We start from the raw sequence: 26,305 nt of genomic DNA, 5'->3' as shown, positions 1-26,305 counted from the left end.
AAGGAAACAGGAGCAACAACATGCGTGAAGTCGTGATCGTGGATGCCGTACGGACCCCGGTGGGTCGTCGAAAGGGCGGCCTGTCGACATGCCACAGCGTGGACATACTGGGTACCGTCCAGAAGGCCCTGTTCGAGCGAACGGGCGTAGACCCGTTGGAGGTCGGCCAGGTGGTCGGCGGTTGTGTCGGCCAGGTGGGCATGCAGTCGATGAACGTGACCCGCACGGCGTGGCTGACCGCCGGGTTGCCGTTGGAGGTACCGGCCACGACGGTCGACACCCAGTGCGGTTCGAGCCAGCAGGCCACCAACCTGGCGTACGCCCTGGTCGCCGGCGGCGTAGTGGACGCCGCGGTGGGTTGCGGCGTGGAACTGATGAGCCAGGTTGGCTTCGGAGCGACGTCGCCGAAGGAACCGAACTCGGGTCTGCCAGTAAACCGCAACTACTTCGAGCATTTCGAGTTCACGTCGCAGTTCGAGGGGTCGGAACGGATCGCCGACCAGTGGGGCATCACCCGGCTCGACACCGACGCGTTCGGCGTGCAGTCCCAGGCCCGGGCGGCCCGGGCGTGGGACGAGGACCGCTTCGCCACCCAGATCGTGCCCGTCGACGCGCCGGTGCTGGGCGAGGACGGCAAGGCAACCGGTGAGACGACGACCATCACCCGCGACGAAGGCCTTCGGGAAACGACCATGGAATCGCTCAGCAACCTGAAGCCATCGGGCCGCGAAGATGGCGTGCACACGGCGGGGACGTCGTCGCAGATCTCGGACGGTGCGGGCGCCATCTTGTTGATGACGGCCGAAAAGGCCGCCGAACTAGGCGTCAAACCGCTGGCCCGGATCGTGGACTCGTGCCTTGTGGGGTCGGATCCGGAACTCATGTTGACTGGCCCGATCGGCGCCACCCAGAAGCTGCTGGCCGACAACGACCTGACAATCGACGACATCGACGTGGTCGAGATCAACGAGGCGTTCGCCTCGGTGGTGCTGGCGTGGGAGAAGGAACTCTCCCCGGACATGGAGGTCGTCAACCCGAATGGTGGCGCCATCGCCCTGGGGCACCCACTGGGTGGGACGGGCGCCATCCTGACCACCAAAGCCGTGCACGAACTGCACCGGGTGGACGGCGAGTACGCCGTGGTGACCATGTGCTGCGGTGGCGGCCTGGGCACCGGCACCCTCATCCAGCGCCTCTAAGCGGTTACGGGATCCCTGGGAGGCTGCAGACAGATGACCGACACGTGCCGGGCAGTGGTGTTCGGCGGTGACGGTACGTGGGAGTTGCGTGACGACTTCTCGGTGCCCACTCCTCCGCCGGGTGGAGCGGTGCTGGCCGTGGAGGCCGTCGGGCTGTGCCACAGCGACGTCGCCCAGTTGGCTGGCCACAAGCACGTGCCGGGTGAGGTGTCCCCGGTGGTACCGGGCCACGAGATCGTCGGGAGGGTGCATGCGCTGGCCGATGATGCCGACCTGGGTGTGGCGGTCGGCGACCGGGTGGCCGTCGACATTGTCTGGTACGGGCCTCCGAGCGAGGACAACCCGTTCGGGGTGCGGTGCTACGGGTACTCGTTCGGCCTCGACGAGGGGGCGGGCCTGTGGGGTGGCTACGGCGAGTACATGGCCGTGCTGGCTGGCACGCACCTGGCGAAGTTGACCAATGACCTGTCAGCCGAAGAACTCACGCTGTTCGAACCGCTGTCGAACATGGTGGCGTGGCTGGGCCAGGCAGGCTTCCAGGCCGGCCAGACCGTCGTCATACAGGGGCCGGGGCACATGGGTCTGACCTGCGCGGCGTACGCGAAGTCGCTGGGTGCCGACAAGGTGATCGTGACAGGAACGTCGGACGACGCGTTGCGCCTGGATGTAGCGCTCAAGGTGGGCGCCGACCATGTAATCGACGTGATGGTCGACGATCCGGTGGATGCGGTGATGGACCTGACCGGTGGGTTCGGTGCGTCACTGGCCGTGGACCTGGCCAGTGCGCCGGGCACCCCGAGTTTGTGCTTCGACCTAGTGCACCACCGTGCCACGGTGATCTGGGCGGGCCTGAAGGATCGTCAGGCCGTGCCAGTGGTGACCGACAAGGTCGTGATGAAGGGTCTGCGGGTCCTCGGTGGGGCCGGCGGCGATGCCGGTTCTGTCGACGAGGCGGCCCGGATCTTGAACGAGGGCGGGTTCCCGACCGCTCCCCTGCTAGGTGCCGTGGTGGGCCTAGACGAGATCGACCGGGCGATGGCATTACTGCACCGGGACGGCGACGAGGACGCTGTCCGAGCGGTGCTCAAGCACACGCACTGATCAGCACAACTTCTTCCAACGGCCGGCCGCCCACACTGCAAGTTCGTCACCACGATTTCGAACATCGTCGGGAGTCCAAGTGAGGTAATCCTGGACCACGCGTTGCGTAGTTTTGAAAATCACGTTTCCATTTAGGAGTTCTCGAGCGGCCGGCCACCCAAGCCGCCCCATTTGGAAGTTCGCATCAGGAGTCAGTGGGACAAGGTTCCCCCATGTGTTCTTCATCGACTCCCAGTCATCAACACCCCACCCTTCCCAACCGTCCAAATCGCTCTTTTCAAGCTGACGGGGAATCACATGACCAGCATGAAAGTCAATCGGCTGAGGGTGTCTGTCCCCATCCTCAAATCCGAGCTCCCTTTCCCAAAGCACGTAGTGCATAATTTTTCGCCCATAAAGACGACCGGTCTTCACATAGTCCGTGAACTCCTGGTTGCTAGGAAAACTGACAGTTGCGGTCGTCATCCGCTGCTCCAATGACTCCGCTTCCAAGTCATCTGGATCCCATAGACCCTTGAACACTGCGTGCAGGCCTGTCGGCTCAATTCCCATAATCGCACGACGCACAAGGAACGATTCAACAACGTCAATGCAGTCCAGACCGTCTTCAAGAGGCACACTCTGATCAACAATCGAATTCAAGAGCTGCATCAAGTACGGCATCGTCACAACTGATGCCTCGAGACGGTGAAGCCTTGAAACTCGAAGATTCACTCTCTTACGGTCGGGCGCTGGAAGATTCGCTCCTGCAGGACCCAACTGCCCGGTCAATGTGACCGCACAGTATGCCTCCTGGAATTCCTGAAGGTCATTCATCGCCAGCCGGACCAACTCCCTCGGACTTTGATCCTGACTTGCCCTTCTTATATCGCGCCACCGCTTCGACAACAGATCAAAGGTCTGAGACTTCTTGATACTGCTATCTCGACAGAGTCCCAAGGGGAAGAAGTACTTCTGCTCAGCTGACTCGTCCCCCAGGAATGCGTCATGAAAGGGCATCCAGTACTCATCATGGAGCGTCATCGCCTGGCTTAAATCTCTGGCCGCCTCTTTTAGAATCGCATTTCTCACCAGATCGATCGTCTTAAGCGGTTCAGCCTTGGAGTTAAGTCTGTCGAACACTTCGTTCGAATCATGATCATCACCAAGCGTGATGGTGACAAAACGCATTCCGGTCAGAAGGCAACTAGCGAAACTCCATAGCCACTCCGTTGCCGCCTCTGGCTCAAGATCCGCCACCCTCTTTCGCAACAGCTTCCTAGCCAGGTCATAACCAGACTTGAGCTTGCCTGTCTCTTTCCCCTGAGCGTTCCCGACAAGTCTCACATCCGGCGCTTGAAGCTTGCGAAGCACCACATTGAACTGCTTCGTGTCCAGAACCGTTGGCCTGAACTTCGCTTCGTTCTTCATTTCTCCAGCTGCAGAAATCGTCAGGTAGTTCTCTGTAAGCGAGTTGGCCTTCTCTACTTCGCCTCTTGCATGCAACTCCTCCACCAGCGCCGATAGAAACAAGAAGAGGGTGGTTAGTCGTTGCTGACCATCGATTAGCCAAAATCTCGTTGGGTATCCGATGCGCGCTTCCTCAGCCTCAAATACGACGGCGCCAAGAAACCTGCTTTCACACTCTCCCTCATCAACGGTCAGTGCATCCTCAAAAAGAGTTGTGATCTTTGAGGTTGTCCATACGTATTGACGTTGAAACAGTGGACACCAATACAGGTGATCAGATTGCAATAGTCGTGCAACGGTTACCGGCTCTGTTCGCAGGTCTGGCATTAGCGTCTCCTACCTACAGTTCTCAAACAGATTCCAAGTCCAGGGTAGTAGCGGGAATCAGTACTAGGAAATGGGCGGTCCGGTCAGTCCAGGCAGTGAAGAGAACCAAATACGTCAGCCTCTGAAACGCAATCTGTATTCGTTCTCCCAGGCCCCCTTACTCAGCAAAGTAGGCAAGGTGCGTAGCCTGAAGCGTCCCTCCCGACGGAGTCGTCGTTGTGAACGGACCGCCGGCCACGTCCGACGACACCAACGCCAGGCACAGGTTTGATTGGTGCTTCGGAGACCACACGGCCACCCGGACCTCTCCGCACGGCTGACCGTCCAGCCCGACTGACGGCCACGGGGACTCGCTCGTGGAGGCGAACCGCTCCCCCGACAACAATGCCTTGACTAGGCGCCTCGCTGGGCCGCGCTCACGTTCGGCCAGAAGGGCCGCCTTTCCGATGAAGTCATCGTCACGATCCAGCGACAGGAACTTTTCCAGCCCCACCTCCAACGGCGTCGCCCCAGCCCCGCAGTCCGCCCGGTAGGAGAACAGGTCCGACTCGATCCGTTCGTTGAGCGTCGGCCCACCCGGGTGGATGCCGTACTTCTCGCCGGCCGCCCACACGGCGTCCCACAGCGCTACCCCCTTCGAGCCGTCCTGAAGGAACAATTCGAACCCTCCCTGGCCGCTCCACCCCGACCGGCACAACACGAACGGGATGCTGTCGTGGACGACCTCCTCGAAGGCGAAGAACGGCAGGTTCCGCACCCACTCCCCCAACAGGTCTGCCATCGTGTCGTCAGCCCGCGGGCCCTGCACGCCCAACGGCGACACGTCCGGTTCGAACACCCGGCAGTCCATCCCTCGCTCGGCAGCCACCGCCTGGCACCACAGCAGCACGTCGCTATCGGCAATCGACAGCCACCAGCGGTCCTCAGCCAGTTTCAGCGCCATCGGATCATTGATCAGCACCCCGTCGTGGTCACACATCGGTGCATACCGCACCCGGCCGACCTTCATCCCCCGAAGGTCCCGCGCCGATACGTACTGGCACAGGGCCCCAGCATCCGGCCCGACCACTTCGACTTGGCGCTCACACGACACGTCCCACAACGACACCCGCTCGACAAGCGCCCGATACTCCTCGTCCGGGTCGCCGAACGACCCCGGCATGTACATGTGGTTGTAGACGGTCACGTGGGTCAGGCCGTGACGCATCAGAGCGTCGTGGAACGGCGACTTCCGGATCCTCGACCCCAGTCCGATCTGCAACGTCATCGAACCCACCTCATCGAGGTCGGTCGAAGACGAGTCGACCACCCTGCATCAAGACATCCAGCATGGCGGCGTCGCAGGTCACGGTCCTCATGGCCTGAGTCTCCCCTCCACCGGTGATCGACTACCAGTCCGGTTCAGATACGCCATGTCGATATTGCGGGGCGTCGCTGACCGGCAACGGCGTGTTGCCCAAGATCAGGTCGGCGGACTTCTCGGCGGTCATCATCACCGGCGCGTAGATGTTGCCGTTGGTCAACGTCGGCATCACCGAGGCGTCCACCACCCGCAGCCCGTCTACGCCGTGTACCCGCATCGACGCCGGGTTGACGACACCCATCTCGTCTGTGCCCATGCGCGCTGTGCACGACGGATGCAGAGCCGTCTCGGCGTCGGCACGAACCCAGTCGAGGACCGCCTCGTCGCTGGCTACGTGAGGACCGGGCGAGATCTCGCCACCGTTGAACGGAGCAAATGCCGGTTGCCCCATGATGTTGCGGGCCACCTCGATGGCCTCGGTCCACTCTCGCCGGTCCTCCGGTGTCGACAGGTAGTTGAAGAGCATCTTCGGCTTCTGGAACGGGTCGTCGCTTTGGATCCGTACCCACCCGGTGCTGTTGGAGAACATCGGCCCGATGTGGAACTGGTAGCCGTGCCCTTCGGTGGATACCGAACCGTCGTAGCGGATGGCGATGGGCAGGAAGTGGAACATCAGGTTCGGCCACGGCACGTCGTCATTGCTGCGCAGGAAGCCACCGGCTTCGAAGTGGTTCGACGCCCCAGGGCCCCTCCGGAACAACCACTGGAGACCGATCCACGGCTTGCGCCACTGGGCCAACTGCGGCGCCAGCGATACCGGCTCGTTGCAGGCGTACTGCACGTACACCTCTAGATGGTCCTGGAGGTTCTCTCCGACGCCCGGCAGGTCCACCACCGGCGTAACCCCAGCGTCGCGCAGCACGCCGGCCGGCCCGATCCCCGACAACTGCAGCAGTTGCGGTGTGTTGATCGCCCCGCTGGACGAGATGACCTCGGCGGCCTCGACGGTTCGGTTGCGGCCCCGGTGGCTCACCTCCACCCCTGTCACTCGTGTTCCATCCATCAGGAGTCGGGTGGCATGCGCCTTTGTCCAGAGGTCCAGGTTCTTCCGGTGGAGGACCGGATGCAGGTAGGCCCGGGCGGCTGAAAGGCGGCGCCCCCGATAGACGTTGCGGTCGAAGGCGTTGAAGCCCTCCTGGCGGTAGCCGTTGACGTCAGGCGTCATCGGATGTCCGGCCTGCTGGACGGCCTCGAAGAACGCCTGGAACAGCGGGCTGGTAGCCGGACCCCGCTCCAGCTTGAGCGGGCCCTCGCCACCACGCCAGTCGTCCTCGCCGGCCAGGCAGGTCTCCATCCGCTTGAAGTACGGGAGGCAGTGCGCCCAGTCCCACTGCTCGCAACCCGGCGTTGCCGCCCAGCGGTCGAAGTCCATCGGGTTGCCCCGCTGGAAGATCATCCCGTTGATGGACGACGAGCCGCCCAGGACCTTGCCGCGGGCGTGGTACACCCGGCGGCCACCCATCTCGGGTTCAGGTTCGGACTCGTACATCCAGTCGTAGAACCGGTTGCCGATTCCCATCGACAGGGCGGCCGGCATGTGGATGACCACGTCGGCCCGCCAGTCGCGCCGACCGGCCTCGATCAGGAGTACCCGGTTGGCCGGATCGGCACTCAGGCGGTTGGCCAGCGCACAGCCCGCCGAACCACCCCCGATGATCACGAAGTCGTAGCGATCCGACACCTGGTCCCTTCCGGCCGGGTGGCCCTCTGGTCAGGCCCGGCGATTCCCCGATTCTGCCCGAACCGGGTCGGTCAGTGCTCACCCGTAGCCTGATGTCCATGTCAGCAGTCACCGAGATGACGGAACCGAGGCCACCCAAGCCCCGGTACCGGGGGGTGTCTCACCGGATGGCGTTCGTGGCCGCCCTGACCCTGACCCCGATCATGGTCGTGCGGGCGCCCGACGTATGGCCCCGATTCGTCATCGCCCTCTATTCGCTGGCCGTCGTGGCGCTGTTCGGCGTCTCGGCGCTCTACCACCGCATCCCGTGGAGCGAACGGGGCGACCGGATCATGCAACGGTTCGATCACTCCACGATCTTCATCGCCATTGCCGCGAGCTACACGCCGATCGCCGCCTTCGCACTATCCCCGTGGGCCGCCAAACTGGTACTGCCACTGGTCTGGGGAGGCGCGGCAATCGGCATCTGGCTGCGACTGCGGTACACCCAGGCGCCCACCCCCGTGGTGGCCATCCCCTACCTGGTCGTCGGGTGGTGCCTCCTCCCGGTGGCGGTCGACGCCTGGCAGCAAGTTGGCGTGGCCGGCTTCGTGCTCCTGCTGATCGGCGGGTTGCTCTACACCGCCGGTGCCGTGGTCTACGCCTTCCAGTCGCCGGATCCGTGGCCACAGACCTTCGGGTTCCACGAGGTGTTCCACGCCTGTACGGTCACCGCCGCAGCGCTGCACTACGTGGCCATCGCCTTCATCGTGCTCCCCAAGGCGGGCTGACCCCATCGCCCAGCAAATGGCCCGATTCGACCTGCGATCCGGCGAGTCGTGGCGCGACCCGTTCGGCATGTACCGGGCGCTGCGAGACAATGATCCGGTCCACCGCGTGGAGGGCGCCGAGCATCGGGACGAATTCTGGGTCCTGTCCAGGTTCGGTGACGTATTCGACGCCGCCCGGGACACCGCCACCTTCTCTTCAGCGAGCGGCCTGACCGTCGAACGAGGCGCCGGTGTCGACATGGGCGAGGCCACACCGATCGTGTTCCTCGACCCGCCCGACCACACGGCCTTCCGACGACTGGTCGGGTCGGGCTTCACCCCCCGCCAGGTCTCAGCCATCGAGGGCGACGTGCGGGCATTCGTCATCGAGCGTCTGGATCAAATAGCCGAGGACGGTGGCGGCGACATCGTGGCCGAGCTGTTCAAGCCGCTACCCAGCTTCGTGGTGGCCCATTACCTCGGCGTCCCGGTCGAAGACCGCTTCCGCTTCGACGAATGGACCGACCAGATCGTGGCCGCCGCAGCCCAGGGCCGGACCGACGAGCCCGATTCAGGCATCGGCGACCTGCTTGCCTACTTCACCGACCTCATCGAGCGTCGACGGCTCGAACCAGGCGACGACATGGTCAGCCAGCTGATCGCCATGGGCGAGGACGCGGTGTCAATCCTGTGGATCCTCGGTTTCGCCTTCACCATGGTCACCGGCGGCAACGACACCACGACCGGGCTGCTGGGCGGATCGACAGCGCTGCTCCATCAGCACCCAGACCAGCGACGACGGCTCGTGGACGATCCATCGATGATCCCGGCCGCTGTCGAGGAGTTGCTTCGCCTGACCAGCCCCGTCCAGAACCTGGCCCGTACCACCACCCGGGACGTCGAGCTCCATGGACGGTTTATCCCCGAGGGATCCAAGGTGTTGCTCAGCTACGGGGCAGCCAACCGGGACGAGCGCGAGTTCGGCGACGACGCCGAACTCCTCGACGTGGGTCGCAACCCGGCGAGGATCCTGACGTTCAGCTACGGGGCCCACCACTGCCTGGGGGCTGCCGCCGCCCGCTTACAGGGATGGGTGGCCCTCGAGGAACTGTTGGCCCGCTTCCCGGACTACGTGGTCGACGTCGACGACATGGCGTACGCCACCGGCAACTACGTGCGGCGTCCGCTCAACCTCAGCTTTCGCTCGGCCTGACCCCAGCCTCGGGGTCGCCGGACCAGACCCTCAACCAGCCGGGGTGAGCAGGTAGTCGCCCCGGTCGTCGTCCCAGGCCATGACCACCAGGTCGCGCGCCGCTGCGGCCTTGCAGAACTGCAGGAAGCCGCCGTAGCCGAGGGCCCGCTCGTTGAAGGTCTCGTCCCGTCGGTTCATCTCGGTCTTGAGGCCGGACAGCACCGCTCCGCCCTTCTTCGACTTGGCGGTCACGACGTCGACCAGCAGGTCGAATCCGACCTGGGCTGGCCCGTCACCGGTTACCAGGTCGACCTCGGGATCGCGCTTCTCACCGGACAACTCCACCCGCTTCCGCCCGGCCAGGTGGCGCAGCAGTTCGGTGAAGCCCCGGAACCCGTGATCGGCCTCGTTGAACGTCGGGTCGATGCGGGTGATGGCCCGCTTCAGCGTCGAGGCCCGTACGTCCTCGGTGGAGCCCTGCATGCCGGCCAGCGTCGAGACGACCAGTTCCTCGAGCGGTGGGGCCTCGGCCATCGGCTCATCGTCGGACTCGACCGAAGAACGGCCACCAGTGGGCGCCTTCCTCTTCGGGGCCTTGCTGGCCGCGATGACCGCCTCCACGCCCTCGAGGCTGTCGTAGTAGAGGAACTCGTCGCACGCCGGCGGCAGCAACTTGGAGGTCGAGTTCCTCACGCCGATCCCGATGACCCTGCGGTCCAGCTCACGCAGCTTCTGGACGAGAGGCGTGAAGTCGCTGTCTCCGGTGCAGATCACGATGGTCGTCACGAAGTCGCGCTCGAATGCCAGCTCGAGGGCATCGACCACCATCTTGATGTCGGCCGAGTTCTTGCGGCTGGTCCCCATGCGTTGGGGGATCTCCATCAGCTCGACCTGGTGGCGGGTCAGGTGCCGGCGGTCATCGTCGAAGCCGGACCAGTCGGCATAGGCCCGCCGATAGACGACCCGACCCCGTTCGGCCATGGCCCTGGCGATCGGTCCAAAGTCGAAACGGGCAATGCCGAGGTCCTGACGGGCACCGATGGCGAGGTTCTCGTAGTCGACGAAGACCGCTATGCGTTCCTCGTTCTCGTCTGGTCTCATACCGACAGCATCACAGGTCGAGGCGCCCGATCCTCGCTAGTCGGTCAGATCGCAGCGAGACGGTCCATCAGCGTCCGACCTTCATCCTCGTCCATCTCGACGAACGGCGGTCGGACGGTGGCCCACGTCGGATCGTCGTGGGCCAGCGCCAACAGGCGCTTCATGGTCGGGATGGCCGGCTGATCTTGGAGGGCCAGGCGGTAGGCACGAGCCCGTCTCATGGCGTCAGCGGCCGCCTCGCGACCCCCTTTTCCGTACTGCCGGACAACCTCGACCACTGGGCCGGGGTTCACGTTGGCCGTGGCAGTGATGCAACCCGGGCTCCCCCGGTCCAACGCATCCAGTAGGGGCAGCTCGGCGCCCGGCCAGACGGTCAAGCCGTCGATGTCGAGGAAGGCCTCGGTGGTTGCCCAGTCACCCGACGAGTCCTTCAGGCCGACTACCTGTTCGGGAAACTCGGTTCGGAGTCGGGCCGCGACGGCCGTCGGAATGCCCACGCCTGCTACCTGGGGGATGTGGTACAGCACGACCCGCAGGCGGTGGTCGTTCACCCGCTCGATGAGCCCGGCGAAATGCCTGTACAGGCCCTCATCGGTCGGATCCTTGAAGTAGAAGGGCGGCAGCACCATGCATGCCCGGCATCCCAGGTCGACGGCATGCCTGGTCAGGCGAGTAGTGCCCGGGAGATCGGGTAGGCCGGTGCCCACCACCAGCACCCCCGGGTCAATCCCGCCGTCCACCAGCATCTCGAGAGCGGCCTCCCGCTCCTTAGAGGCCACCGACAGGGCCTCACCGGTGGTACCGAAGACGGCCAGGCCCACGCACCCGGCGTCGAGGGTGCTCTGCGCATGGGCCCGCATCCGGCGGTGTGACACCGAAAGGTCAGCCTCGAACGGGGTCAGGATGGGCGCCACCACCCCATCGGGCAGCAATGCCTCTCGTGTATCCCCCATCGTCTCCCCGTTTCATTGGTTGGCGGGCCGGTCAGCTGGCCTGCCGTTTGGCTGGCGAACGCAGATCGTGGCACAGGTGCCGCGTATCCTGCGCTGATGGACCTCTCGCCCACCTCCCCAGATCTGTCGATGGCTAGCAGCGTCCGTGCCGATCTGCGAAGCGACACCGTCACCCAGGCATCGGCCGCCATGCGTGACGCCATGGCGAATGCCGAGGTGGGAGACGACGTCTACGACGAGGACCCCACGGTCAACGCCCTCCAGGACCGGCTCGCTGCCATGGCCGGCAAGGAAGCCGGTCTCTTCTTCTCGTCGGGCACCCAGTCCAACCTGGCTGCCGTGCTCAGCCACTGTGGACGGGGCGACGAATACCTGATCGGGCGCACCTCGCACGTGCTCATAAACGAAGCCGGCGGCACGGCAATGCTGGGCAGTGCCGTCCCGTGGCCCATCGAGGTCGACGAAACCGGCCACTTCTTAGCTGAAGACGTGCGGGCCGCCGTGAAGGAACCCGACCAGCACCACCCGGTCACCACCCTGTTGAGCCTCGAGAACACGGTGAACGGACATGTACAGACGGTCGATCACGTGGCGTCGCTGGCTTCGGCGGCCCGGGAATGCGAGCTGGCCGTCCACCTCGACGGGGCCCGACTGTTCAACGCGGCGGTCGCCCAAGGCGTGGGCATCGATGCCTACGCCACCCATACCGACACCGTGTCGCTGTGCCTTTCCAAGGGATTGGGCGCTCCGGTCGGCACGGTCCTGGTCGGTGACCGGGCATCGATCGCCCGGGCCCACCGGCTTCGAAAGGTTCTAGGCGGCGGGATGCGCCAGGTCGGCCACCTGGCGGCCGCAGCGCTCTTCGCCGTTGATCACCACGTCGACCGACTGGCTGACGACCATGTCCGGGCCGGTCGCATCGGTGCCGGGCTGGCACCCCTTGCCGACCACGGCCTAGATGTGGTGCACACCACCAACATGCTGTGGATCACCCCACCGGCCGCAGTACACGGTGCACTGGTCGACCACCTCAAGGCCGATGGGATCCTGGCTACCTACTGGGCACCCACCATGCGGTTCGTGACCCACCTTGACGTCGACGACGAACAGGCCGACCACGTCATCGACTCGTTTGCCCGCTTCTTCGAGCAGGCCGCCTGAGCCGGACACCTGACTCGGACCTGAGGCGACCCCGAAACGAGGCCACGGGTAGTCTCCGCGCATTGGGGCTCCATTCGATCGATCGCCGGAGGGCGCAAGACATGGCTGAATCACACGAGGGACGAGTCGTCGTCGTCACCGGTGCCGGAAAGGGCATCGGCCAGGCCATTGCCGAACGGTTTGCCGGAGCGGGCGCCCACGTGGTGGTCAACGACGTCGACGCCGAACGGGTCGCCACCGTCGTCGACGGGATCACCGTCGCTGGTGGCTCGGCCATCGGGACGCCGGCCGACGTGTCGGACTCGACCCAGGTGGCAGCCATGTTCGACTCGGCTGTCGAGGCTTACGGCACCGTCGACGTGCTGGTCAACAACGCCGGCATCATCAGCCCGATGCTCCACTTCTTCGAGGCCGACGAGGCATGGTGGCGACGCATCATCGACGTCAACTTGACCGGTCACTTCCTGTGCTCACACCGGGCGGCCCGCATCATGGCGGCGGCCGGCCACGGCGTCATCATCAACATGTCGTCGGGCGGAGCCACACGGGCCCACCGGGCGTTTACCGCCTACGACGCCTCCAAGGGGGGCATTGAGGCCCTTACCCGGGCCATGGCACTCGACCTCGGGCCCTACGGCATCCGGGTGTGTGCCCTCATGCCCGGCTCAATCGATACCGAGGGCATGGACGAAGCAGCCAGGAACCTGAGGGGCGAGAACATTCCCCTGGGACGGCCCGGCGACCCGGACGACATGGCCGGACCAGCACTGTTCCTGGCATCCGACGATGCTTGCTACATCACCGGTGACGTCATCAAGGTGGATGGCGGGATGCTGTCCCAGCAGCGCTCAGCCACCGTCGACATCATGCCGCCCAACGATTTCCCGTCGCTCGAACAGGTCCTCGGCGGAGACTGAACGACCCGGATGAGGCAGCACTGATGGGAAGCATGCGGATCGGCGCCGACGTCGGAGGAACGTTTACCGACGTCGTACTTGAACTGGACCGCGAGGAGGGTCAGGGCGACGGGTCCGAGGGGCGGATGTTCTCCACCAAGGTCCTCACCACCTATGACGCCCCTGAGCGGGGCATCCTCGACGGCGTGGCCACTGTGGTGGCTGAAGCGGGCGCTGACCTCGCTGACCTGGACACCTTCATCCACGGGACGACGCTCGCCACCAACGCCCTGATCGGCCGCACCGGGGCCCGCACGGCGCTGGTCACCACCGACGGCTTCCGCGACACCATCGAAATGCGTACCGAGAGTCGATTCGAGCAGTACGACCTGAACCTCGTGTTACCCGCCGCGCTCATCGAACGCCGGGACCGCCATGTCCTACGGGAACGCATCGCAGCAGACGGGACGGTGCTCCGTCCATTCGACGAGGACGAGGCACGGGCGCTCATCGAAGTACTGGCCGACCGTCCCGACGACGAGGCCTACGAGGCCATCGCCGTCGGCTTCATCCATGCCTACGTGGACGGCAGCCATGAGCGCCGCTTCCGCGACCTTCTGGTGGAACGCCTCCCCGACGTGCCGGTGTCGATCTCGTCGGAGGTTGCCCCCCAGATGCGGGAGTTCGAGCGGTTCAACACGGTGTGCGCCAACGCCTACGTTCAACCACTCATCGCCACATACCTGCGAAACCTCGAAGCCCAGTTACTCGAGACCGGCGCCACGTGCCCCGTGTACCTCATCCACTCGGGCGGCGGGCTCATCAACGTCGACGGGGCAGCCCGATTCCCTGTGCGACTCGTGGAATCCGGCCCGGCCGGTGGAGCGATCTTCGCAGCGGACATCGCAGCCCGACACGGCCTCGATCGGGTGCTGTCGTACGACATGGGTGGCACCACAGCAAAGATCTGCCTGATCGAAGACCAGATGCCTCGCACGGCCAAGACGTTCGAAGTGGCCCGCACCCACCGCTTCACCAAGGGCAGTGGCATGCCCATCTCCATCCCCGTCATCGAGATGATCGAAATCGGGGCCGGTGGCGGGTCGATCGCCACGGTCGACGTACTGGGCCAGATTCGGGTGGGGCCACTGAGTGCGGGATCGGAACCCGGGCCGGCGGCCTACGGGCTGGGCGGCGTCGAACCCACGGTCAGCGACGCCAACCTGGTGCTGGGTCGCCTGTCGGCCGACACGTTCGGGGCTCCCGGTATCGACCTGGACGACGAGGCAGCCCGGGACGCGCTGAATCGCACGGTCGGCTCCGCACTGGCCATGGACGCCGAAACAGCAGCCGCAGGCGTGGCTGAGGTCGTCGACGAGAACATGGCCAACGCAGCCCGCGTACACGCCGTCGAAAACGGCAAGGACGTCGCCGCTTTCACCGTGATCGCCTTCGGCGGTGGGGCTCCCCTCCACGCCGGACGGCTCTGCGAAAAGCTTGACGTGGACGAACTGCTGGTGCCGCCAGGTGCCAGCGTTGGGTCGGCCATCGGCTTCCTGCGAGCCCCGTTCGCCTACGAGGCACTACGCAGCCATCACGCCGCCATCGATCAGTTCGATCCGGGAGCCGTCAACGCCATGTTGGTGGACCTGGCCGACGAGGCCACCGCCTTCGTGTCCGAAGCGCTGGCCTCGACCGGAGCTTCGGTGGCCGACGTGACGCTGGAAACCGAGCGGTGGGCCTACATGCGCTACGCAGGGCAGGGGTGGGAGATCCCTGTGCCTGTCGACGCCGCCCCATTTGACGCAGTGGGCGGCGAACTACTGGCCAATCGGTTCGAGAAGGCCTACGAGGAGTTCTTCGGCCGGGCCATTGCCGGCCTGGCCGTTGAAGCCATCGGCTGGTCGGTTCGGGTGTCCACCCCGCAACCCCCGGTCAACCATGTTGAGCGGATGGCCGCAGTCCGGGAGATCACCCCGGACCGCACCCGCCCCATCCACGACACAGCCACCGGCACCACCCAGCCGGCCGGGGTCATCGAACGCGACGACCTGGCCGCTGGGGATCGGCTGGTCGGCCCGGCCGTCATCGTCGAAACCCAGACCACGACGCTGCTGTCATCGCGCCAGCAGGCCGTCATGCAGCCGGACGGCTGTCTGCTGGTAACACGGGCGACTCCTCGGAACGGGGAGGTCACGCCATGAGCGAGCTTCGCCATCAGGTCATGTGGAACCGCCTGATCTCCATTGTCGAGGAACAAGCCCTAGCGCTGGTACGGACCGCATTTTCGACCAGCGTGCGCGAGGCGGGCGACCTGTCAGCCGGCGTCTACGACGTGCAGGGCCGGATGATCGCCCAGGCGGTGACCGGCACGCCCGGCCACGTGAACACAATGGCTGCCGCAGTGGCCAACTTCATCGAGGACATCGGCCCACATCGCATCTACGAGGGCGACTCGTACGTCACCAACGACCCGTGGAAGGGCACCGGCCACCTGCATGACTTCACGGTCGTGGACCCGGTGTTCCGGGCCGGCGCCCTCATCGGCTACTTCGCCTGCACGGCCCACGTGGTCGATGTGGGCGGACGGGGCTACGGCCCCGACGCCACCGAGGTCTACGAGGAGGGACTGTTCGTCCCCATCATGAAGTTCGCCGAGCGGGGCGTGGTCAACGAGGACCTGTTGAACATCGTGCGCCACAACGTGCGCGAGGCCGGACAGGTGGTCGGCGACTTGTACTCGCTGTCGGGCTGTAACGACACGGGAGCCCGGCGACTACACGCCATGCTCGACGAATTCGCCATTGACGACCTCGAGGACCTGGCGTCCTTCGTCTTTGACCGGACAGCCACGGCCACCCGGGAACGGCTCGCCAACCTCCCAGCCGGGACGTACACCAATGTGATGCGGGTCGACGGCTACAACGACTCGATCGACCTGGCGGTGACGTTGACGGCAGAGGGAAGCGAAGTGCACGCCGACTTCACCGGAACGTCGCCAACCTGTGCCCACGGCGTGAACGTGCCGTTGACGTACGCCCACGCCTACTTCTCCTACGCCATGTTGGTTGCCCTCGCCCCCGAGATGCCATCCAACTGGGCGTCGCTGGCCGCCTTCACCGTGAGTGCCCCCGAGGGCTGCATCCTCAACGCCAAGCATCCCGAACCGGTGGCGGTGCGCCACGTCATCGGGCACTTCGTCACCGACCTCTGCCTTGGGGCAATTTCCAGTGCCCTGCCCGACGTGGTCCCCGCCGAGGGCGCCGGAGCCCTCTGGAACTTCCAGGTGAGTGCCCGGGCGTCGGACCCGTCGTCGGGCCTTCCGCCCCGAGAGGTGCTGATGTTCAACAGCGGCGGCACGGGGGCTCGACCCACGCTGGACGGCATCAGCGCCACGGCGTTTCCCAGTGGAGTGCGAACCATGCCCGCCGAAGCGACCGAACAGTCCGGTCCGGTCGTGGTATGGCGCAAGGAACTACGACCGGACTCGGGCGGCGAGGGTCGCCAACGGGGCGGCCTGGGGCAGGTCATCGAGATCGGGCCGGCCGCCGGCTACGACATCTCCGTGTCATGCATGTTCGACCGGGTCGCCAACCCGGCTCGGGGTCGCCGCGGCGGCTCCGATGGAGCACCGGGTGGCGTACACCTCGACGACGACACACCGTTTGACGCCAAGGGCAAGCAGCCTGTACCACCAGGCCGAACGCTGGTGCTGGAACTGCCGGGAGGCGGCGGTCTCGGCAACCCATCCGAACGCGATCCCGACGCCATCGACGACGACCGGATGCAGGGCTACGTGACGTGACCGGGACCGGTCGCGGCGGAGGACCACGTGAAACCGCCTACGACACGGTGATCGTGGGCGGTGCCGTCATGGGTAGCTCGCTGGCCTATTGGCTCTCGGAGAATCCCGACTACGACGGGACTGTGCTGGTCGTAGAGATGGACTCCACCTACGAACGGGCCTCCACCACGCTGTCGGAGGCCAGCGTCCGACACCAGTTCTCCGAGCCAGTCAACATTCGCCTATCGATGTTCGCTACCGAGTTCATCGCCGAGTTCCACCAACACGTCCAGGTGGGCGGCGAGTCCCCGGACCTCGGATTCCGGGACACCGGATACCTGTTCTTGGCCACCGACGACGGCATGGACGTACTGCGAGAGAACCATGAGGCACAACGTTCATGCGGAGCCGAAGTGGCCCTGCTGTCACCCGGGGAGTTGGCCGACCGGTTTGGGTACATGCACATCGACGATCTGGCCGGTGCCAGCCTCGGCCTCCGCAACGAGGGCACGCTAGACGCCTACTCGTTGATGCGGGGCTTCCAGCAGCGAGCCCGACACAATGGCGTGGAGTACGCCACCGACCGGGTCATTGGACTACGTACCACCCCGGCCCGCGACCGGGTAACCCACGTGGAGATGGCCTCGGGAGCCGTGGTGGCCTGCGACCGCGTGGTCAACTGCACCGGTCCGAGGGCCCGTTGGATGGCCGACCTGGTCGACCTTCCGCTACCCGTCGAGCCCCGGATCCGGGGTGCCTGGGTGTTCGACTGCCGAACCCCACTGGACGGCCCGACCCTGCCGCTGACCATCGACACCACCGGGATGCACGTACGGACCGAACCACCCCACTACCTGGCCGGTATGCCACCAGTCGACGACATCGCGGTGGATCCGGAGGACTTCGCCGTCCGCGAGGCTGAATGGGAGGACCATATCTGGCCGGCCCTGGTGCACCGGATCCCGGCCTTTGAGCGCATTGGGGTGACCCACCGGTGGGTCGGGCACTACGCCTACAACACGCTGGACCACAACGCCGTGGTCGGTCCGGCCGGCGCGGTTCCCAACTTCTACTTCTGCAACGGGTTCAGCGGCCACGGCCTTCAGCAGAGCGCCGGGGTGGGCCGGGCACTCAACGAACTCATCACCTACAACGAGTACCGCACCATCGACCTGTCGCAGATGGGCCACGACCGCATCGTGGCCGGAAAGCCCTTTCTTGAAAAAGCCATCATCTAAGCCCGACTGCAGTCGGACTAGACCACCCGATGCAACCTTGCTGAGGTCAAGGGCACTGGGAAAGCCCATCTTGTCTTCAATCTCGTGGAATACGAACGAGATCGCGTGCTCAACGATCCCCTATTAGTTGGAGCCACAGCAACAGACGTACTCGATGACGATCACTTCAGAATTCAGTTGCTCCGCCGCGACCAGACGACTGAATCAGAAGCCGTGCGACGCAGTATCGAGAACTCTTTTGCCAACTTGGCTACATCAACCAAGCCAGCCGACATCGACGGGTCGCTGTCTTGGGCCGTCAGTCAAACCGACCGGTCAAGACAGGCGAAGTTGGCTGGAGCCGACGATTGACGGAAGAGCAAGGGGATGGATCGGCCCCGGCTCCCCTTCGCATACTGCCGGGATCGCGTTGACGATTCGGTTGGCAGCCAGAGTGTTTCCTCCGGCTGCTGCACCCGGATCTGACGCATCTTCACCGTGGACCGAGACGGCCAGATTCGGCCTACCGGTAATCACGACGCGGTGAAGTCCACCATCGGCACTGGACTGAGGCCAGTCAGGTGCACAACTGTCGTCAATCCTGGTTACGTGCTCTGCTACTAGAACCGGCCGTCCGCCTATGACTCCGTTCACCTCGAAGCGAAAAGCGCCCTGTGTCCCAGCTTCGAACTCACCCATTCCGTCCACGTGCACGGTTCGTTCGAGAGCTCGACGGTCGGTGTCAGTGGTTATCGAGTCCAGTTTGAGGTCTAGACCATCGGCCAATACCCGGATCATTGGGGCCCAGACTGTCATTAGCCCGTATTCGCTCAGTATGGGAGTTGGGTAGTCGAGCGGGTGGCCAAAGCCGCAGAGGTCCCGAACCGCCTGAGGCTGGTCATAACCGGTGTAGTTGGCGATCTCTTGGGCCCGTACTTCGGTGATGTCGGCACAAACCCCGGTCAGGAGTAGCGGCAAGATGTCAAGAACCCAGCCAGGGTCGATGCCCGACACCAAGATCGAGCTGTCGCCTTCAACGCAGGCCCTGACCACACGAGACCGGAGTGGTTCCGGCGCCGACGGTGGATGGAGCAAACCATGGAATGCCGTTGAGACGACGTCGGTGCCGGAGGCAAGCACCCGTTCCACCTCCTCCAGGGACGCTTCGGGGCGAAAGTCGGCGTTCACGGCGTAGACCACTGCGTCAACGTCGTCAGCCTCAGCAATACAAACCTCGTCGGTTGCCTGGATCCCCAAGGTCCCGATCCCAGCTAGGACGCCGGCGTCGACACCAACCTTGTCAGGGTCGGCAACGATCACGCCGACCAGTTCCAACCCGCGGTGTGCGACAACGGCCCGAATCGCTGGCCGGCCCACATTTCCGGTACCCCACACCACCACCTTGAGCGCCACAACTGACCTCAGCCGGAGATTCTGGGGATTCCGTGGTACGGCGATCCGGCTTCCCGGTAGGCACCGTAGAGATCGAAGAACTCTTGACCGAACGGGTTTTCGCCGCGAAGAGGCATGGCTGCTCGCACCACCGTGAAGTCGAGGGGAGTTAACTCGGCTGCCTGATCGAAGTGGGAGTCAGCAACATCGGATAGGCCGGCCCGACGGGCGTGCGCGGCGAGCCTGAAGTGGAGTCGAGCTTCCACCTCGTCGGTGGTCAGATCGGCCACGGCGTGACTTGCATCGGTGGGAACCTGGCTGTCACCGACCCATGCTCGTACGAGTTCGAAATGGTCCTCGCAGTGGATGCCGGTCAGCTCGGTGAAGGTGTCGGTACCGAACTCTGCTGCATTCGGCCTGACGATCTGGTCCTCTTCGTCCACCCAGACCACAGTTGGCACGTTGCTTATTGCGTACAACTCGGTGAGGTGGTGATCGGCATCGACCAGGACCGGGTAGGAAACCTCTTTAGCGAGCTCTTTGAGAGCGTCGACGTCTTCGTCGATAGCTACCGCAATGACCGTAAAGCCCGTGTCGCCCAGTTCGTCTTGCAGCACCTGCCACCCGGGCAGGTCAAAGGCGCATCCTCACCAACTAGCGAAGGCCACCAGGAGCCGTTTGTGGCCTACCCAGTCGGAGAAAGAGTGAAGCGACCCCGTCAGGTCAGGGAGCGTGAAGTCGGGGGCCCTGCGCTTGTAAAGGACTTCGTGCCGGTCACCTGAGGGTTGCCCAACAACCAGTAGCCCGGCGTCGGGGTCTATCACGGTTGGTCGGTCCAATATCTTGGCGACGGCCAGAATGTCGATACCTTCGACGTCTTCGACCTGGGAGCGGTCGGAGACAGGAACGCAAACCGTCTCACGACATAGGCCTTCGGCACGCCACTCCCAGCCAAGCAGTTCACCAAGTACCTCGGGACCCACGATGGGTCGCCCCTCATCCCAGACGGCTTCGACAGTCGAGGCCTGTTCGGTAATCACGGTAAGAGGTCGCCGGGCCAGGCCGGTGCCAACAGAACTCACAGCGGTGGGTTTCGGGTAGGCATCGGATCCGACCGTCCACAAGAGTCACCTTGATCGAGCATTTCTTCAACGGTCGGCCTGGGCACGGGGGTCAACGGAACTGGATCTCAGCCTTCACCAAGGTAGGAGGCCCGCAGTTCCGGATTGGCCAGCAGGGCCTCGGCAGTGTCGTCGAGCACCACCCGGCCGGTCTGGAGAACCCAGCCCCGATCAGCAATGGACAACGCCATGTTGGCGTTCTGCTCCACCATGAAGATGGCCGTACCGTCGGCGTGGATCTGTTGGATCAGCTCAAAGTTCTGCTGGACGAGTGCCGGGGCCAGACCCATCGACGGCTCATCCATGAGCAGGACCCGCGGGCGCGACATGAGCGCACGACCAATGGCCACCATCTGCTGCTCACCGCCAGACAACGTGCCGGACTTCTGCGAGAGGCGCTCCTTGACCCGTGGGAACAGGTCATAGATCTTCTCGAGGTCCTCGGCGATGCCGTCCTTGTCGTTGCGGAGGTAGGCCCCCAACTCAAGGTTCTCCTTGACTGACAGGCGCTTGAAGAGCCGGCGGTTCTCGGGAACCATCGTGATGCCGTTGATGACCCGGTAGCTGGTCGGCTTGTCGTTGACGACCTCGCCGTCCAGCACCACCTCGCCCGACGTCGGCGTGACCATACCCAGCAGGGTCTTGAGCGTCGTGGACTTGCCCGAGGCATTGCCGCCCAGCAGGCAGACCAGCTCACCCGGGTAGATGGACAGGTCGACGTCCTTGAGGATGTGGACCGCGCCGTAGTGGGTGTTGACCTGGCGGAACTCGAGAAGTGGCGTGGCGCCGTTGGTGGAAGCGGTCTCGCTCATCAGTTGGCCTCCACGGGACGACCCAGGTAGGCCTCCACCACGTCCGGGTTGGTCGACACCTCGTCGTAGGACCCCTGGGCAATGGGCACCCCGTGGTCGAGAACCACGACTCGGTCCGAGACGTCACGTACCACCTTCATGTCGTGTTCGATCATGATGATCGTGAAGCCCCACTCGGTACGGAGCCGACCGACCAGGGCAGTCAACTCCGCGGTCTCTATCGGGTTCATTCCGGCCACCGGTTCGTCGAGCAGTAGCAGGCGAGGCTGGGTGGCCATGGCACGTGCGATCTCGAGGCGGCGCCGGTTGGCGTACGACAGCGCGAAAGCCGGCTGGTCCATCCGGTAGCCGACGAGGCGGTGCCCGAAGAACTCGAGGACCTCGATGGCCCGCTCCCGGATCTCCCGCTCCTCGCGCTTGAAGGCCTTCGTCTGGAGCAGCGCCCCGTAGACCAGCTGGCTGGTCCGGCAGTGTTGGGCCACCATCACGTTTTCGAGGATGGTCATGTTGGGGAACAAGCGAACGTTCTGGAACGTCCGGGCGATGCCGAGTGATGTCACCGTGCTGGGATCGAGCCCTACGATCGTCTCGTCTTCGAAAAGGATGTCGCCCTCAGTGGGGGTCACCAGGCCTGAGATGGCGTTGAAGAAGGTCGTCTTGCCGGCGCCGTTGGGGCCAATCACGCTGACGATCTCGCCCTCGTCGATATGGAAGTTCAGTCCCGACAGGGCATCGAGTCCACCGAAGGTGATCTTTAGGTCCTTGATCTCGAGAAGGCTCATTCCTCCTCCCCTCCCCCGTCGCCCACTAGCAGGGGCGCCGCGTCATCGTCATCGTCGATGCCGGGTTTGTCTCCCCTGAGCCAGGCGTCCTGCAGGAACTCTTCTTGGTGGAGCTCGCGACTACGGCGGGCGCTCGGCACGAGGCCCTCCGGACGCTTCAGCATCATGAAGACGAGCAGCATCCCGTAGATGAGCAGCTTGAAGTTCTGGAACTCCTGGAGCAGGCCGGGCTGCTTGGGCCCACCAAGGACGCCGATGAGGACGAACGAGCCGACCATCACGCCGGCGATGTTGCCCATCCCGCCGACGATCACCACCACGAGGATGATGATCGAGATCAGGATCATGAAGCTGGTCGGGAACACGGAGCCGACCTTGGCCACCAGTACGGCACCGCTGAAGGCCGCCAGCACGGCACCCACCACGAAGGCCATCAACTTGGCACTCACCGTGTTGATACCCATGGCCTCGGCCACCTGCTCGTCCTCCCGGATGGCCATCCAGGCCCTACCCAGGCGGGACGCCTGCAGGCGCCAGGACACGTAGATGGCGATCACAGAGAAGAACAACACCAGGTAGAAGACCGACCTCGGGTCGGTGCCCTTCACCATGGCGAAGCCCAGGTCAACGCCCGGCACGTTGGTGATGCCCTGGGCGCCACCGAAGTACGGGCCCAGCCAGTCCGACATGAACAGCAGGCGGATGATCTCGCCGAAGCCGAGGGTCACGATGGCCAGATAGTCGCCGCGCATCCTGATGACGGGCGCCCCAATGACCAGGCCGACGATGATGGCGAAGATCACCACGAAGAAGAGGCTGAATCCGAAGTGCAGCTCAGGGGCGAACCACGGGCTGTTTGGTGAGGTGAGCACCGCGGTCGTGTAGCCGCCGACGGCGAAGAAGGCCACGTAGCCGAGATCGAGAAGGCCGGCCAGGCCGACCACGATGTTCAGACCGAGGGCCAGCAACAGGAAGAGTCCGACGTTGGCCAGCAGTTCGTTCATGATCTTGCCGAGGAACATCGGCAGGACAATGCACAGGACGGCCACCACGGCAAACAGGATCATGGAGGTCTTCTGCCGTTCGACGCCCTCCATGTCGCGGTACCGGTTTGTCACCGCCTTGACCCGGCCGTCGGTGAGCGCCGCCACGACGGCTATCACGGCGCCGACCACGAAGGCCGACGTCAGGGTCAGGCCACCCTTCTTGGCGTAGATCAGATCGGTCAGCCACTCCAGGCCGAAGCCCTCCGAGACGTCCGAAACCGCAGCCTCCAGCACCGACAGGGACAACAATCCGATTATGACGATGGCCACGATGCGACGGGCGAAGCGGGGCACCACGTGCAACGACGCCCCAGCCAGGCCGAGTACCCCACAGGTCACGATCCATGCACCGGCACCGAAGCCCATGCCGTTCTCATAGGTCAGGAATCGAAAGAGCTTGGGGCTCCAGTTGACCAGCGGGTCCCGCAGGTTCCACGTGTCAAGCGCCACCATGAGCAGTGACAGGAGCCCGCCGCCGATCACGCCGACCACCAGACCGGTGACAAGGTCAAACAGGCCCTGCTTGCGGGACTCGAAGCCCTCAAGGACGACCTGACTGGCAGATACCCAGCCGATGACGAGGGGGACCAGCACCACTGAGAGGTAGCCGAGACTCAGGTACCGCTCGATGATTTCTCGGCGATCCAACTCGACGGGCATGCCGACAAGGCAGAGGGCGATCAGGGCGCCGCCACAGATGAACCCCCATCGGAGAACTTTTCGCCAGTCCTGATCCAGAGCTGAGGACGGCATGGGTGCAGCCAAGGTACTCATGCCCGATCCTCCGATGAGAGCCGCTCTCCGAAGAGCCCGGAGGGCTTGAACAGGAGCACGAGGACCAGCACGGTGAAGGCCACCGCGTCCTTGAGCTGGGACACGCCCGGCACGCCGAGCGGTTCGAGGATGACCAGTGGAGCAATGGACTCCGCTGAGCCCAGAGAGATGCCGCCGGCCATGGCGCCACCCAGGTTGCCGATGCCGCCGACCACCGCTGCAGTGAAAGCCTTGACGCCGGGTAGGAAGCCGGTCATATGGGTCACCGACCGGAACATGAGCCCCCACAGGATCCCTCCCACGCCGGCCATGGCGCCACCCACGGCGAACGTGGTGACGATGGTGCGGTTCACGTCAATCCCCATGAGGGACGCGATCTCCTTGTCCTCGGCGACGGCTCGCATGGCCTTGCCGGTCTTGGTGCGTTCGACGATGTACCAGAGTCCGGCCATCGAGACGGCGGCCACCACCAACACCAGCAAGCGGGTTCCGGCGATCTCGAACGTCAGGATCGACCGCTGCTTGGCCAACCACTCCGGGAGACGGGGGTAACTCTTGGTGGCCGGACCGAACAGACCGAGTACGAAGTTCTGGATGAAGAACGACACACCAATCGACGTGATCAACGGAATGAGGCGGGGCGAGTTGCGAAGCGGCCGGTAGGCCACCCTCTCCATGACCACCGCGGTAAACGTTGAGAAGAACACGGCCATCACGATGATCAGGGCCAGGCAGAGCAGGAAGTTGGACTCCCACATCCCGTTGGCCTGGAACTTGTCCGAGGCGATGAAGCCGGTCATGGCACCCACCATGAACACCTCACCGTGGGCGAAGTTGATGAAGCCCAGCACGCCGTAGACCATGGAGTAGCCCAAGGCGATCAGGCCGTACATCGAACCCTGGGAGAGGCCGGAGATGAGTAGGCCCTTGAACTGGTCGCCGGTTAGACCTCGGGCACCGGGATTGCGCCACTGGGCGAACGGGTTGTCGGCGTCGAACTGCTGCCAGATGAAGGCCAGGAACCCGACCACGATCACGGTCACCAAGAAGACCCTGATGAAGGTGAGGAAGCGGTCGACGGACACGAGTCGTCGCGCTGACTTCGTCGTAATGGCGTGGGTTGGCACAGGTGCTCCGTCTGACGTCACTGGCAAAGGGCAGACGGAAGATTACCTGCCCGGCGGTGTGGTCGCGTGTCCTCCGTCACCGTTGGCATATCAACGGCCCGCTGACATCTGGCCGGCCACCCGGTGGTGGCCCTCGGTACGCTCCCGCTATGTCCCGCAGCACCCACCAGGCCCTAACCGACGAACGCAACGCCACCGTCGAGATCTTCATCAACGGCGAGTTCTTTCCCCGTCACGAGGCCAAGGTGTCGGTGTTCGACAGCGGCTTCCTGGTGGGCGACGGCGTCTGGGAGGGGCTTCGCCTGCACCACGGCCGGTTCGCCTTCCTGGACCGCCACCTGGATCGCCTGTTCGCCGGACTGGCCGCCACCGGCATCGATATCGAGATGACCCGGGATGGCGTGGCCAACGCCCTGCAGGCAACCGTGGACCACAACGACATGCACGACGATGTGCACGTACGACTCATGGTCACCCGGGGCGACAAGAAAACTCCCTCCCAGCACCCGTCGAACTGTGTGGGTGGGCCCAACGTGGTCATCATTGCCGAGTACAAGGCGGCCGATCCGGCGGTACTGGAGTCAGGCATCTCGTTGTTCACGGCAACCGTGCGACGCCCGCCGCCCGACACGCTTGACCAGCGTCTCAACTGCCACTCCAAGCTGCACGAGGTGATCGCGCTCATCCAAGCCGTGGAGGCCGGTGCCGACGAGGCCCTCATGCTGGATCCGACCGGTGCGGTGGCCACCTGCAACGCCACCAACTTCTTCGTGGTGCGCGACGGCGGGGTGTGGACGTCGACCGGGCACTACAACCTGAACGGCATCACCCGCCAGTTGGTGCTGGAGATTGCACCGCAGGCCGGGCTGACCGTCCACGAGAAGCCGTTTTCGTTGACCGACGTCTACTCGGCTGACGAGGCGTTCGTGACCGGCACGTTCGCCGGCCTGACTCCTGTGATCGCCGTCGATGGGCGAAGCATCGGCGACGGTGGCCCGGGAACCATGACGGCCCTACTTCGTGACCTGTACCAGGCGGCCGTCGAAGCTGACGTGTCCCGCTGACCAGGGCTGCTTTC

The 26,305-nt window shown here is 64.4% G+C and carries 22 protein-coding genes; 10 read left to right on the top strand and 12 right to left on the bottom strand.

From position 1 onward, the window contains the following. The first annotated feature begins 20 nt into the window (after window positions 1–20). The gene (locus QF777_02920; protein MDP6910505.1) at window positions 21–1,199 is read left to right on the top strand and encodes a steroid 3-ketoacyl-CoA thiolase; all 1,179 of its coding nucleotides are present in this window, start codon (window positions 21–23) and stop codon (window positions 1,197–1,199) included. Window positions 1,200–1,232: 33 nt separating this feature from the next. Further along, window positions 1,233–2,300: a zinc-binding dehydrogenase gene (locus tag QF777_02915; GenBank protein ID MDP6910504.1), complete on the top strand. Its 1,068-nt coding sequence runs from the start codon at window positions 1,233–1,235 to the stop codon at window positions 2,298–2,300. Here the strand turns inward: QF777_02915 and QF777_02910 are convergent, their stop codons facing one another. The 3 genes from QF777_02910 to betA form a co-directional block, all read right to left on the bottom strand. Beyond that, the gene (locus QF777_02910) at window positions 2,301–4,076 is read right to left on the bottom strand and encodes a DUF262 domain-containing protein (protein ID MDP6910503.1); all 1,776 of its coding nucleotides are present in this window, start codon (window positions 4,074–4,076) and stop codon (window positions 2,301–2,303) included. It lies immediately after the preceding gene. Between the two features lie 157 nt (window positions 4,077–4,233). Beyond that, window positions 4,234–5,343: a hypothetical protein gene (locus QF777_02905; protein ID MDP6910502.1), complete on the bottom strand. Its 1,110-nt coding sequence runs from the start codon at window positions 5,341–5,343 to the stop codon at window positions 4,234–4,236. 121 nt (window positions 5,344–5,464) lie between these two features. Beyond that, the gene (betA, locus tag QF777_02900) at window positions 5,465–7,120 is read right to left on the bottom strand and encodes a choline dehydrogenase (GenBank protein MDP6910501.1); all 1,656 of its coding nucleotides are present in this window, start codon (window positions 7,118–7,120) and stop codon (window positions 5,465–5,467) included. Between the two features lie 98 nt (window positions 7,121–7,218). Between betA and QF777_02895 the strand changes: the two genes are divergently transcribed. After that, a complete protein-coding gene (locus tag QF777_02895; GenBank protein ID MDP6910500.1) occupies window positions 7,219–7,890 on the top strand; it encodes a hemolysin III family protein in 672 nt (223 codons plus the stop codon). Window positions 7,891–7,906: 16 nt separating this feature from the next. Next, window positions 7,907–9,082 (top strand): cytochrome P450, encoded by a 1,176-nt coding sequence (locus tag QF777_02890; protein MDP6910499.1) that lies wholly within the window; start codon window positions 7,907–7,909, stop codon window positions 9,080–9,082. A gap of 30 nt (window positions 9,083–9,112) precedes the next feature. Here QF777_02890 and QF777_02885 read toward each other — a convergent pair whose 3' ends face one another. Both QF777_02885 and QF777_02880 read right to left on the bottom strand, forming a co-directional pair. After that, window positions 9,113–10,162, bottom strand: coding sequence for an NYN domain-containing protein (locus tag QF777_02885; protein ID MDP6910498.1), 1,050 nt, complete (start codon window positions 10,160–10,162; stop codon window positions 9,113–9,115). Between the two features lie 44 nt (window positions 10,163–10,206). Continuing rightward, the gene (locus QF777_02880; protein MDP6910497.1) at window positions 10,207–11,115 is read right to left on the bottom strand and encodes a dihydrodipicolinate synthase family protein; all 909 of its coding nucleotides are present in this window, start codon (window positions 11,113–11,115) and stop codon (window positions 10,207–10,209) included. A 96-nt stretch (window positions 11,116–11,211) separates the two neighbouring features. On the opposite strand from QF777_02880, the gene ltaE reads away from it, so the two are divergent. From ltaE to QF777_02855, 5 genes are all read left to right on the top strand, one after another. Then, window positions 11,212–12,276, top strand: a complete 1,065-nt coding sequence (gene ltaE, locus QF777_02875; GenBank protein ID MDP6910496.1) for a low-specificity L-threonine aldolase — start codon at window positions 11,212–11,214, stop codon at window positions 12,274–12,276. A 101-nt stretch (window positions 12,277–12,377) separates the two neighbouring features. Further along, window positions 12,378–13,193, top strand: a complete 816-nt coding sequence (locus QF777_02870) for an SDR family NAD(P)-dependent oxidoreductase (GenBank protein MDP6910495.1) — start codon at window positions 12,378–12,380, stop codon at window positions 13,191–13,193. A gap of 23 nt (window positions 13,194–13,216) precedes the next feature. Continuing rightward, a complete protein-coding gene (locus QF777_02865) occupies window positions 13,217–15,376 on the top strand; it encodes a hydantoinase/oxoprolinase family protein (protein ID MDP6910494.1) in 2,160 nt (719 codons plus the stop codon). Continuing rightward, complete coding sequence (locus QF777_02860) at window positions 15,373–16,977, top strand: hydantoinase B/oxoprolinase family protein (protein MDP6910493.1); 1,605 nt, start codon at window positions 15,373–15,375, stop codon at window positions 16,975–16,977. Before QF777_02865 ends, QF777_02860 begins: the two co-directional genes overlap by 4 nt. After that, window positions 16,974–18,194 (top strand): FAD-dependent oxidoreductase, encoded by a 1,221-nt coding sequence (locus tag QF777_02855; GenBank protein MDP6910492.1) that lies wholly within the window; start codon window positions 16,974–16,976, stop codon window positions 18,192–18,194. Before QF777_02860 ends, QF777_02855 begins: the two co-directional genes overlap by 4 nt. A 315-nt stretch (window positions 18,195–18,509) precedes the next feature. Here QF777_02855 and QF777_02850 read toward each other — a convergent pair whose 3' ends face one another. The 7 genes from QF777_02850 to QF777_02820 form a co-directional block, all read right to left on the bottom strand. Then, entirely contained in the window at window positions 18,510–19,586 is a 1,077-nt protein-coding gene (locus QF777_02850; GenBank protein ID MDP6910491.1) for a hypothetical protein, read from the bottom strand. An 8-nt stretch (window positions 19,587–19,594) separates the two neighbouring features. Then, complete coding sequence (locus tag QF777_02845; GenBank protein MDP6910490.1) at window positions 19,595–20,182, bottom strand: thioredoxin family protein; 588 nt, start codon at window positions 20,180–20,182, stop codon at window positions 19,595–19,597. A gap of 30 nt (window positions 20,183–20,212) precedes the next feature. Then, a complete protein-coding gene (locus QF777_02840) occupies window positions 20,213–20,647 on the bottom strand; it encodes a hypothetical protein (protein MDP6910489.1) in 435 nt (144 codons plus the stop codon). 107 nt (window positions 20,648–20,754) lie between these two features. Further along, window positions 20,755–21,498: an ABC transporter ATP-binding protein gene (locus QF777_02835; GenBank protein MDP6910488.1), complete on the bottom strand. Its 744-nt coding sequence runs from the start codon at window positions 21,496–21,498 to the stop codon at window positions 20,755–20,757. Then, a complete protein-coding gene (locus QF777_02830; GenBank protein MDP6910487.1) occupies window positions 21,498–22,280 on the bottom strand; it encodes an ABC transporter ATP-binding protein in 783 nt (260 codons plus the stop codon). The genes QF777_02835 and QF777_02830 overlap by 1 nt, the downstream gene beginning before the upstream one ends. Beyond that, window positions 22,277–24,100 carry a branched-chain amino acid ABC transporter permease gene (locus QF777_02825; GenBank protein MDP6910486.1) on the bottom strand — a complete coding sequence of 608 codons (1,824 nt, stop codon included), beginning with the start codon at window positions 24,098–24,100 and terminating at the stop codon, window positions 22,277–22,279. The genes QF777_02830 and QF777_02825 overlap by 4 nt, the downstream gene beginning before the upstream one ends. Further along, window positions 24,097–25,227, bottom strand: a complete 1,131-nt coding sequence (locus QF777_02820; GenBank protein MDP6910485.1) for a branched-chain amino acid ABC transporter permease — start codon at window positions 25,225–25,227, stop codon at window positions 24,097–24,099. The genes QF777_02825 and QF777_02820 overlap by 4 nt, the downstream gene beginning before the upstream one ends. Window positions 25,228–25,376: 149 nt before the next feature. On the opposite strand from QF777_02820, the gene QF777_02815 reads away from it, so the two are divergent. Then, complete coding sequence (locus tag QF777_02815; GenBank protein MDP6910484.1) at window positions 25,377–26,291, top strand: aminotransferase class IV; 915 nt, start codon at window positions 25,377–25,379, stop codon at window positions 26,289–26,291. Window positions 26,292–26,305: the final 14 nt, after the last annotated feature.

It is taken from the genome of Acidimicrobiales bacterium (assembly GCA_030747595.1).
Classification (GTDB): domain Bacteria; phylum Actinomycetota; class Acidimicrobiia; order Acidimicrobiales; family MedAcidi-G1; genus UBA9410.
This window is presented reverse-complemented; position numbering and strand designations above follow the sequence as displayed.

Excerpts from the sequence above, each read along its gene's own strand:
- QF777_02865 (MDP6910494.1), top strand. The coding sequence starts at position 13,217 with ATGGGAAGCATGCGGATCGGCGCCGACGTCGGAGGAACGTTTACCGAC.
- QF777_02815 (MDP6910484.1), top strand. The coding sequence starts at position 25,377 with ATGTCCCGCAGCACCCACCAGGCCCTAACCGACGAACGCAACGCCACC.
- QF777_02895 (MDP6910500.1), top strand. The coding sequence starts at position 7,219 with ATGTCAGCAGTCACCGAGATGACGGAACCGAGGCCACCCAAGCCCCGG.
- QF777_02835 (MDP6910488.1), bottom strand. The coding sequence starts at position 21,498 with ATGAGCGAGACCGCTTCCACCAACGGCGCCACGCCACTTCTCGAGTTC.
- QF777_02915 (MDP6910504.1), top strand. The coding sequence starts at position 1,233 with ATGACCGACACGTGCCGGGCAGTGGTGTTCGGCGGTGACGGTACGTGG.
- ltaE (MDP6910496.1), top strand. The coding sequence starts at position 11,212 with ATGGACCTCTCGCCCACCTCCCCAGATCTGTCGATGGCTAGCAGCGTC.
- QF777_02920 (MDP6910505.1), top strand. The coding sequence starts at position 21 with ATGCGTGAAGTCGTGATCGTGGATGCCGTACGGACCCCGGTGGGTCGT.
- QF777_02870 (MDP6910495.1), top strand. The coding sequence starts at position 12,378 with ATGGCTGAATCACACGAGGGACGAGTCGTCGTCGTCACCGGTGCCGGA.
- QF777_02905 (MDP6910502.1), bottom strand. The coding sequence starts at position 5,343 with ATGACGTTGCAGATCGGACTGGGGTCGAGGATCCGGAAGTCGCCGTTC.
- QF777_02885 (MDP6910498.1), bottom strand. The coding sequence starts at position 10,162 with ATGAGACCAGACGAGAACGAGGAACGCATAGCGGTCTTCGTCGACTAC.
- QF777_02825 (MDP6910486.1), bottom strand. The coding sequence starts at position 24,100 with ATGAGTACCTTGGCTGCACCCATGCCGTCCTCAGCTCTGGATCAGGAC.
- QF777_02890 (MDP6910499.1), top strand. The coding sequence starts at position 7,907 with ATGGCCCGATTCGACCTGCGATCCGGCGAGTCGTGGCGCGACCCGTTC.
- QF777_02860 (MDP6910493.1), top strand. The coding sequence starts at position 15,373 with ATGAGCGAGCTTCGCCATCAGGTCATGTGGAACCGCCTGATCTCCATT.
- QF777_02880 (MDP6910497.1), bottom strand. The coding sequence starts at position 11,115 with ATGGGGGATACACGAGAGGCATTGCTGCCCGATGGGGTGGTGGCGCCC.
- QF777_02830 (MDP6910487.1), bottom strand. The coding sequence starts at position 22,280 with ATGAGCCTTCTCGAGATCAAGGACCTAAAGATCACCTTCGGTGGACTC.
- QF777_02910 (MDP6910503.1), bottom strand. The coding sequence starts at position 4,076 with ATGCCAGACCTGCGAACAGAGCCGGTAACCGTTGCACGACTATTGCAA.